Origin of the sequence: Bacillus cereus group sp. BfR-BA-01441, from assembly GCF_022663075.1 — a bacterium.
Taxonomy (GTDB): domain Bacteria; phylum Bacillota; class Bacilli; order Bacillales; family Bacillaceae_G; genus Bacillus_A; species Bacillus_A cereus.
This window is the reverse complement of sequence record NZ_JAKUEU010000137.1, coordinates 1-7,241: the sequence shown is the minus strand read 5'-3', so window position 1 is coordinate 7,241 and position 7,241 is coordinate 1. Positions and strand designations below refer to the sequence as shown.

Here is a 7,241-nt window from a genome sequence, read left to right as displayed (position 1 = left end):
AATATATCTATCAAAACTCACAATATATCAACGATTCGACAAGAAATATCGATTTACAGACAAAAATCGATATCCCTTCCTAAACCGTCATCTTCCAACTAGATAACGCTAACCAATTCTCCATTTCTTTATAATCAGGCATTATCTTCCCGACAAGACGCCAAAAAGATCGATCATGATTTAAATGAACCATATGACACATTTCATGAACAACTACATAGTCAATTACTCGCTGTGGTGCCATTGCTAGCTTCCAATTGAATGTTAGTTGTAAATTAGAATCGCAAGTACCCCAAGTACGACTACTATCTGTAATACGAATAGAACGTGGTTTTGTTTTGAAATTACTTTGATGCGCTTTAATACTCTTCTCTACTAAAGATTTACACTGCTTATAGTAAAATCGTTTTAAAGCTTGTTGTATTTTCTCATCCTTAAGCTCTTTCACATAAATATGTAACTTATCCCCTTCAAAAATCGCATTGTCTTGCTCAATGCTTGCATCTTGGGAAATCTGTATCGGATACGTATTCCCTAAATACAAAAAGCCCTCTCCTTGATCATAATCCTTTTCCTGTGGTCCACGCGCTCGCTCCGCCATTTCCTTACGTGTTGTCTGAATCCAATCCCACTTTTCCTCTAGCAACTGAACTAAGTATTCAACAGGTGTCCCTTTCGGAGCCTGCACTTCCACATTTCCATACGAATCCACAAAAAGACGCACGGACTTTTTCTTCTTATAAGTTATATGAAAATTAATTGTCTCACCTAAATATGTATGTACCATTTCATCACCTAGCATAGTATTTTTACAAATAAAAAAGAGTAGGATACGAACGTCCTACTCTACCTATTATATCATTTACTGCTTTAACGAACTCATTATCCTCTATACTTTACACCTAATCCCTTAATGAAATTCCTTGCGTATCTATCGCCACACTCTTTGTAATTTTTATGGCCTTTCTTTCTTAATAGAGCGCCTAACTCTCCTTTTGTTACCGTAACGCCTACGCTATCTAATATATCAAGTACATCCTCACTCGTTAAAGATAGTGCGATTTTCATTTTCTTTAGAAGAAGGTTATTGGCACTCTCCTTGCTCTGTACAGGTGCAGGCTGCCCTGGTTTCGGATCTTGCTTTCCTCTTTTTAAAGTAATAAATCCGTTTAAAAATGCCTCTAACATCATCATATCGCATGTTTTTACGTACTCATCTTCAGCTACCTCATCATTTTCAGCTTCATGCTGAGGAGCTCTCTTTATTTTTGTAAGCATATCAACTACGTCTTCTTTCGTTACTTCCATCCCGCCTAGTTTAAAGATTTCTACCATATCTATATCTTTTATATCTAAAGCGTATCGTACTCTTTTTAATATATCGTTGTTGCTCATTGCCATTGGGTTTCCTCCTGAAATGTTGATTATTTATTCAGCGGTTAAAGTTTATGCTATAACCTGCTTTAAATTATCATGTTTAATCTAACCTTTTAGTTATTGTCCGCTAAATTAATACTTTAACATTTTAAAGATATGTTTTATAGTCTTACCCGAACTTTTCTCTATCATTGTATCTACAGCGCTCTTACATGTTTTTTATATGCCTATAAAAAGATTTCTCTCTTAACATTAACTAAAAGAAAAAAAACAGTGTTTTGATTTCTCAAATACACTGTTCTTTTCCAGCTCTACGCTTATTTTCAACTCACTCATGTCATGCACTACATATGAAATGATTTAACTGCTTAAAAGTTAAACCGTCTCACTATCCTGAGCCACACCAACACTATCCTCAAACTTATCCAACAAAGCACGCACCTCATCAGTCGATTTCGTACTCATCAATTGATTTCTCAATTCAGCAGCTCCAGGGAAGCCTTTTACATAAATTTTGAAGAAGCGGTGAAGCCCTGTGATTGAGCGTGGCAGTACTTCTGCATATTGATCTTGAAGATCAAGTTGTAGTCTTAAAAGATCTAGGTGCTCTTTACTGCTATGCTCTCTTGGCTCTTTTTCAAAAGCAAATGGATTTTTGAAGATGCCTCGTCCGATCATTACGCCATCAATGCCGTATTTTTCAGCAAGTTCCAGCCCCATTTTATGATCAAGGATGTCTCCATTGATTGTTATTAACGTATTTGGTGCAATGCGGTCACGTAATTTTTTAATTTCCGGAATTAGTTCCCAGTGCGCATCTACTTGGCTCATTTCTTCTCTTGTACGTAAGTGAATAGAAAGGTTTGCAATATCTTGTTTGAAAATGTGCGTTAACCAATCTTCCCACTCGCTTAACTCTTTAAAGCCAAGTCTTGTTTTTACGCTGACAGGTAGTCCGCCCGCTTTTGCTGCTTGGATAAGTTCTGCTGCAACGTCTGGACGTAGAATAAGGCCACTCCCTTTTCCTCTTGATGCAACGTTCGGAACTGGGCAACCCATATTAATATCGATGCCTTTAAATCCTAGTTCTGCCATACCAATACTCATTTGACGGAAGTATTCGGGATTGTCTCCCCAAATATGTGCCACCATCGGCTGTTCGTCTTCTGTAAAAATTAAACGGCCACGTACACTTTTCATACCTTCTGGATGACAATAGCTATCCGAGTTTGTAAACTCTGTGAAGAATACGTCCGGACGACCTGCTTCACTTACTACGTGACGGAAAACAACGTCTGTCACATCTTCCATTGGTGCAAGTACGAAAAATGGTCGTGGTAATTCACGCCAAAAATTATCTATCATTTCAAATTCAAATCCTCTCACTATGAATACAATTTCAAAATCTCAATTTATAATTTGTGAAAATCAGCAATATTTATTTTAACTAAAATCGCTTATGAATGGTATTTTTGTAAACCAAAAAGCAGGTGGTATAGATTTCCCCTATATCAACTGCTTTCCTATTATACCAACTTAAGCCAAGCCACACACTCCACATGCGTCGTATGCGGGAACATATCAACAGGTTGTACTTCCTGTGTTTTATATCCGCCTTCTTCTAGTACTTTTAAATCACGTGCTAATGTTGCTGGGTTACACGATACGTATACGACGCGGTTTGGCTTCATGTCGATGAGTGTATTTAGTAATGCTTCGTCACAGCCTTTACGCGGTGGGTCTACGACCATTGTGTCGGCGATTACGCCTTCTTTGTACCATTTTGGAATGACTACTTCTGCTTCTCCTACGCCAAATTCAGCGTTTGTCATGTTGTTTAGTGCTGCGTTTCGGTTTGCGTCTTCGATTGCTTCTGGGACGATTTCAACGCCGTACACTTTTTTCGCTTTTTGCGCTAGGAATAACGAGATTGATCCGATTCCGCAATAGGCATCGATTACTGTTTCGTTACCATTTAATTTTGCGTATTCTAACGTTTTATCGTAAAGCACTTTCGTTTGCTCTGGGTTTACTTGATAGAATGAACGTGCTGAAATCGCAAATTTAATGTCACCGATAAAGTCATAAATGTATTCTGATCCGTACAGTACTGTCGTTTTGTCTCCGAAAATTACATTCGTACGCTTCGTATTTACGTTTTGAACAATTGATTTTACTTCTGGGAATTTCGCTGCAATTTCTTCAATAATTGCTTTTTTGTTCGGCAATTCTGCTGTACGCGTAATGAAGACAAGCATAATTTCCCCTGTTACTTGTCCGTAACGAGCCATTACGTGACGAAGTGTTCCTTTGTTACGCTCTTCGTTGTACGCAGTGATACCGTGCTTTTCACAAATACGTTTTACTTCTTGGATTAATGTATCGTTTTCTTCTGCCTGAATTAAGCATGATTCCATATTAATGATGTCATGCGTTCCTTGGCGATAAAAACCAGCTACAAGTCCGCCTTCACGTTCTCCGATTGGTACTTGTGCTTTATTACGGTATACCCACGGATTCTTCATGCCAAGTACAGGATGAACAGGAACATCACCTAGTCCTCCGATACGCTGCATAACGTCACGTACTTGTTTTTCTTTCGCTTGTAATTGTCCTTCATAAGTTAAGTGCTGAAGCTGACAACCGCCGCACTGATTATATACTGGGCATTCAGCATCTTTACGATATGGACTTTCTGTATGAAGCTTCATTAAACGACCAAATGCAAAGTTTTTCTTCACTTTAATAATTTTAATTTGCGCTTCTTCACCTGGTAATCCGTTTTTAACGAAAATAGGATAGCCCTTTACTTTCGCAACACCGGCACCATCATGTGTTAAATCTTCAAATACTACATCTATAAACTCGTTTTTCTCAACTGGTGGCGTCATTTTAGTACTCATTTTCCGACCTCTCTTTTTCATAACACTGCGTTACATTTTATCATACTTATATGGTCTTTTTCTATTGGAAGAAAAAAAGCTATTGACGATACTTCTCTGTTAATGTTACGCTACTACTAATTTAATACGGACGATGTTACCTCATATATACTTGATAATATGGATCGAGAGTTTCTACCCGGCAACCTTAAATTGCTGGACTATGGGGAAAACTAATGAATATTAGCCTATGCGCAAAAAAGGACTCATATTGATTAGCTTTCTCTCATAGATGAAAGTGAATCCATATGGGTCTTTTTTTATTTTTATTTTTCTAAAAGGTCAGACATCTTACGTATGACATAAAACCTCGTTCTTTTATTTTTAGTAATATAACGAGCGTTTTATGTACAAACTTTATACGAACTTCTGAAAGGGGCAACTACATGCAATATGTAATGAGCATTATCGGTATTCTTGCCGTGTTAGGTTTATGTTTTGCTTTGTCAAACAACAAAAGTAAAATCAACTTCCGTGCAATTGCAATTATGATTGGTTTCCAAATTTTAATCGGTTGGTTTATGTTTGCTACAAAGATTGGTCAACAAATCATTATTTTCATTAGTAAAGTTTTCAACAAACTAATTAAACTTGGTACGACAGGTGTCGATTTTCTCTTTAATGGAATTCACAGAGATTTTGTCTTTTTCTTAAACGTATTATTAATCATCGTATTTTTCTCAGCACTACTTTCAATCTTTAGTTATTTAGGTGTTTTACCATTCATCGTTCGCGTTGTCGGCGGTGCAATTTCAAAAATTACTGGTTTACCACGCGTTGAGTCATTCCACGCAGTAAACTCTGTATTCTTCGGTTCAAGTGAAGCATTAATCGTTATTAAAAACGATTTACAGCATTTCAATAAAAACCGTATGTTTATCATTTGTTGTTCTGCGATGAGCTCCGTTTCTGCTTCTGTTACAGCATCATACGTAATGATGTTAGATGCAAAATACGTACTAGCAGCTCTTCCGCTAAACTTATTCTCAAGCTTAATCGTTTGTTCGTTATTAACACCAGTTGATACGAAGAAAGAAGATGAAGTGATTCAGAAATTTGATAGAACTCTATTCGGAGACAGCTTTATCGGCGCAATGATTAACGGTGCGCTTGATGGTTTAAAAGTAGCTGGTATCGTTGCCGCATTAATGATCGCCTTTATCGGTGTGATGGAAGTTGTAAACTACGTAATTAGTGCAGCTTCAGGCGCAATGGGACATGCTGTTACTTTACAACAAATCTTCGGTTACGTACTTTCTCCATTCGCATTCTTAATGGGTATTCCAGCTCAAGATATTATCCCAGCTGGTGGTATTATGGGTACGAAGATTGTTTTAAACGAGTTTGTAGCAATCCTTGATTTAAAAGACACAGCTACAACATTAGCTCCACGTACAGTTGGAATCGTTACAGTATTCTTAATTAGCTTCGCAAGTATTAGCCAAATTGGTGCAATCGTTGGTACAATCCGTGCCCTTTCTGAAAAGCAAGGAAGCGTTGTTTCTAAATTTGGTTGGAAAATGCTATTTGCATCAACACTTGCTTCTATTTTATCTGCGACAATCGCTGGATTGTTTATTTAATAAAAAATCACCTTACTTTAACAAGTAAGGTGATTTTTTTGATTCTTTATGAAACCGAGTGAAATTCAACTGCTTCTTCTGTATTGATAATCCTATCTTTATATATACCTTTTATTGAAATGTAAATGATAGATTTGTTTATGTTTTTTAACTTTCCTAATGAAAAATGATAAAGTAATCCATCGCTTTTTAAAGTCCACATCTTCCCACTCCATGGACCAGTAGCTTTTTGTTCATCCGACGCCTTTATTTCACCTTCATATTCGCATTCTCCCAAAGGAGTTTTAATTGTATTCTTCTCTGTATCAATTCGAATATTTTTAATTAGCTTCAAATTTTCATCAGAGAGAATTTGAATTTCATGATCTTTCTTTTTAAAAAAGAGTTTTCCGTCTTTGGTATTTATATATTCTGCATTATCCATTTTATCTATCATAAAATCATATTCTTCTTTTGTAATACCTAAGTTTTGATGATAAGGAAACGTTTTTTTCGGTATAATTTCTTCTTCGGCATACTTCAAATACCAATCTAAATTATTTGTAATACTATTGCTCATTTTATTTCCGATTTTCTCTAATTTCTCTTTTATCTCATAAGGAAATTCTAGTGTCATAATATCCGCCGTCACTTCCGCATTCATAAGATGCGATGGAATATACTCTTCCACGCTATTCGCTTTACTCACTTCACTTTGACAACCAACTATAAATAGCGATATAAAAAAGATATATATTATTTTTTTATATTTCATTTCTATTCTCCACTCCATACATTATTCTTACTTAGTTTTATAGCGGTTTTCATTATAGTATAAAATCTTTATATTTTAATAAAATACATATCCTTATGCAAAATTGCATATTAATATGTATTCTTCTTACTTTAAAATTAGCTTAAATCACTTTCCAAATTATACAAATAATAAGTTAAAAATGTTATAATTTTCAAAAAACCATTGGAGGATATTATGAAAGCCCACGCAATTTTCGATTTCTTACATTTACTAGTCTTAACGCTGAAAAGCTATTATGTATGGGGAATGCCTATCTATGTCTTCATTATTCCTCTTATCTTTGTAGTCGGTTATATTATTATTAATTCTAATAAGAAACAAAAAAATACATCTATTCAAAGTCACTAATCTATTACCTTAATAGCCTCCTAAAAATCATATTCCCCTCATTTTCTTCAAATGATATGATGAACAAGGGTATATCCCCACCACTCTTATAGCGGTGGGGATTTTAATGTCAATATGCAACATACTACACAATAGAAGGTGATTTTTATGAGAAAATACGCAGCAATTGCTTTATGTACGTCTGCCATTCTAGCA

The 7,241-nt window shown here is 35.7% G+C and carries 7 protein-coding genes and 1 riboswitch; of the genes, 2 read left to right on the top strand and 5 right to left on the bottom strand.

The genetic code is table 11. The features are described from left to right. Positions 1-79: 79 nt before the first annotated feature. The 4 genes from MR107_RS28415 to rlmD form a co-directional block, all read right to left on the bottom strand. Positions 80-787 (bottom strand): M48 family metallopeptidase, encoded by a 708-nt coding sequence (locus MR107_RS28415; protein ID WP_000233759.1) that lies wholly within the window; start codon positions 785-787, stop codon positions 80-82. Positions 788-882: 95 nt separating this feature from the next. Continuing rightward, positions 883-1,401: a YehS family protein gene (locus tag MR107_RS28410; RefSeq protein WP_001251702.1), complete on the bottom strand. Its 519-nt coding sequence runs from the start codon at positions 1,399-1,401 to the stop codon at positions 883-885. A 351-nt stretch (positions 1,402-1,752) separates the two neighbouring features. Further along, entirely contained in the window at positions 1,753-2,742 is a 990-nt protein-coding gene (locus MR107_RS28405; protein ID WP_242293022.1) for a tRNA dihydrouridine synthase, read from the bottom strand. A gap of 161 nt (positions 2,743-2,903) precedes the next feature. Beyond that, on the bottom strand, positions 2,904-4,280 hold the full coding sequence (gene rlmD, locus MR107_RS28400) for a 23S rRNA (uracil(1939)-C(5))-methyltransferase RlmD (protein WP_242293021.1): 1,377 nt from the start codon (positions 4,278-4,280) through the stop codon (positions 2,904-2,906). 121 nt (positions 4,281-4,401) lie between these two features. Continuing rightward, positions 4,402-4,503, top strand: a riboswitch (purine riboswitch). Between the two features lie 202 nt (positions 4,504-4,705). Here rlmD and MR107_RS28395 point away from each other — a divergent pair. After that, entirely contained in the window at positions 4,706-5,902 is a 1,197-nt protein-coding gene (locus MR107_RS28395; RefSeq protein WP_242293020.1) for a NupC/NupG family nucleoside CNT transporter, read from the top strand. 46 nt (positions 5,903-5,948) lie between these two features. Here MR107_RS28395 and MR107_RS28390 read toward each other — a convergent pair whose 3' ends face one another. Continuing rightward, positions 5,949-6,656 (bottom strand): hypothetical protein, encoded by a 708-nt coding sequence (locus MR107_RS28390; protein ID WP_078404135.1) that lies wholly within the window; start codon positions 6,654-6,656, stop codon positions 5,949-5,951. A 216-nt stretch (positions 6,657-6,872) separates the two neighbouring features. On the opposite strand from MR107_RS28390, the gene MR107_RS28385 reads away from it, so the two are divergent. Then, positions 6,873-7,046: a hypothetical protein gene (locus MR107_RS28385; RefSeq protein WP_000643592.1), complete on the top strand. Its 174-nt coding sequence runs from the start codon at positions 6,873-6,875 to the stop codon at positions 7,044-7,046. The last annotated feature ends 195 nt before the right edge of the window (positions 7,047-7,241 follow it).

Coding starts and splice junctions, on each gene's coding strand:
- MR107_RS28415 (WP_000233759.1), bottom strand. CDS start 787: ATGGTACATACATATTTAGGTGAGACAATTAATTTTCATATAACTTAT.
- MR107_RS28410 (WP_001251702.1), bottom strand. CDS start 1,401: ATGGCAATGAGCAACAACGATATATTAAAAAGAGTACGATACGCTTTA.
- MR107_RS28405 (WP_242293022.1), bottom strand. CDS start 2,742: ATGATAGATAATTTTTGGCGTGAATTACCACGACCATTTTTCGTACTT.
- rlmD (WP_242293021.1), bottom strand. CDS start 4,280: ATGAGTACTAAAATGACGCCACCAGTTGAGAAAAACGAGTTTATAGAT.
- MR107_RS28395 (WP_242293020.1), top strand. CDS start 4,706: ATGCAATATGTAATGAGCATTATCGGTATTCTTGCCGTGTTAGGTTTA.
- MR107_RS28390 (WP_078404135.1), bottom strand. CDS start 6,656: ATGAAATATAAAAAAATAATATATATCTTTTTTATATCGCTATTTATA.
- MR107_RS28385 (WP_000643592.1), top strand. CDS start 6,873: ATGAAAGCCCACGCAATTTTCGATTTCTTACATTTACTAGTCTTAACG.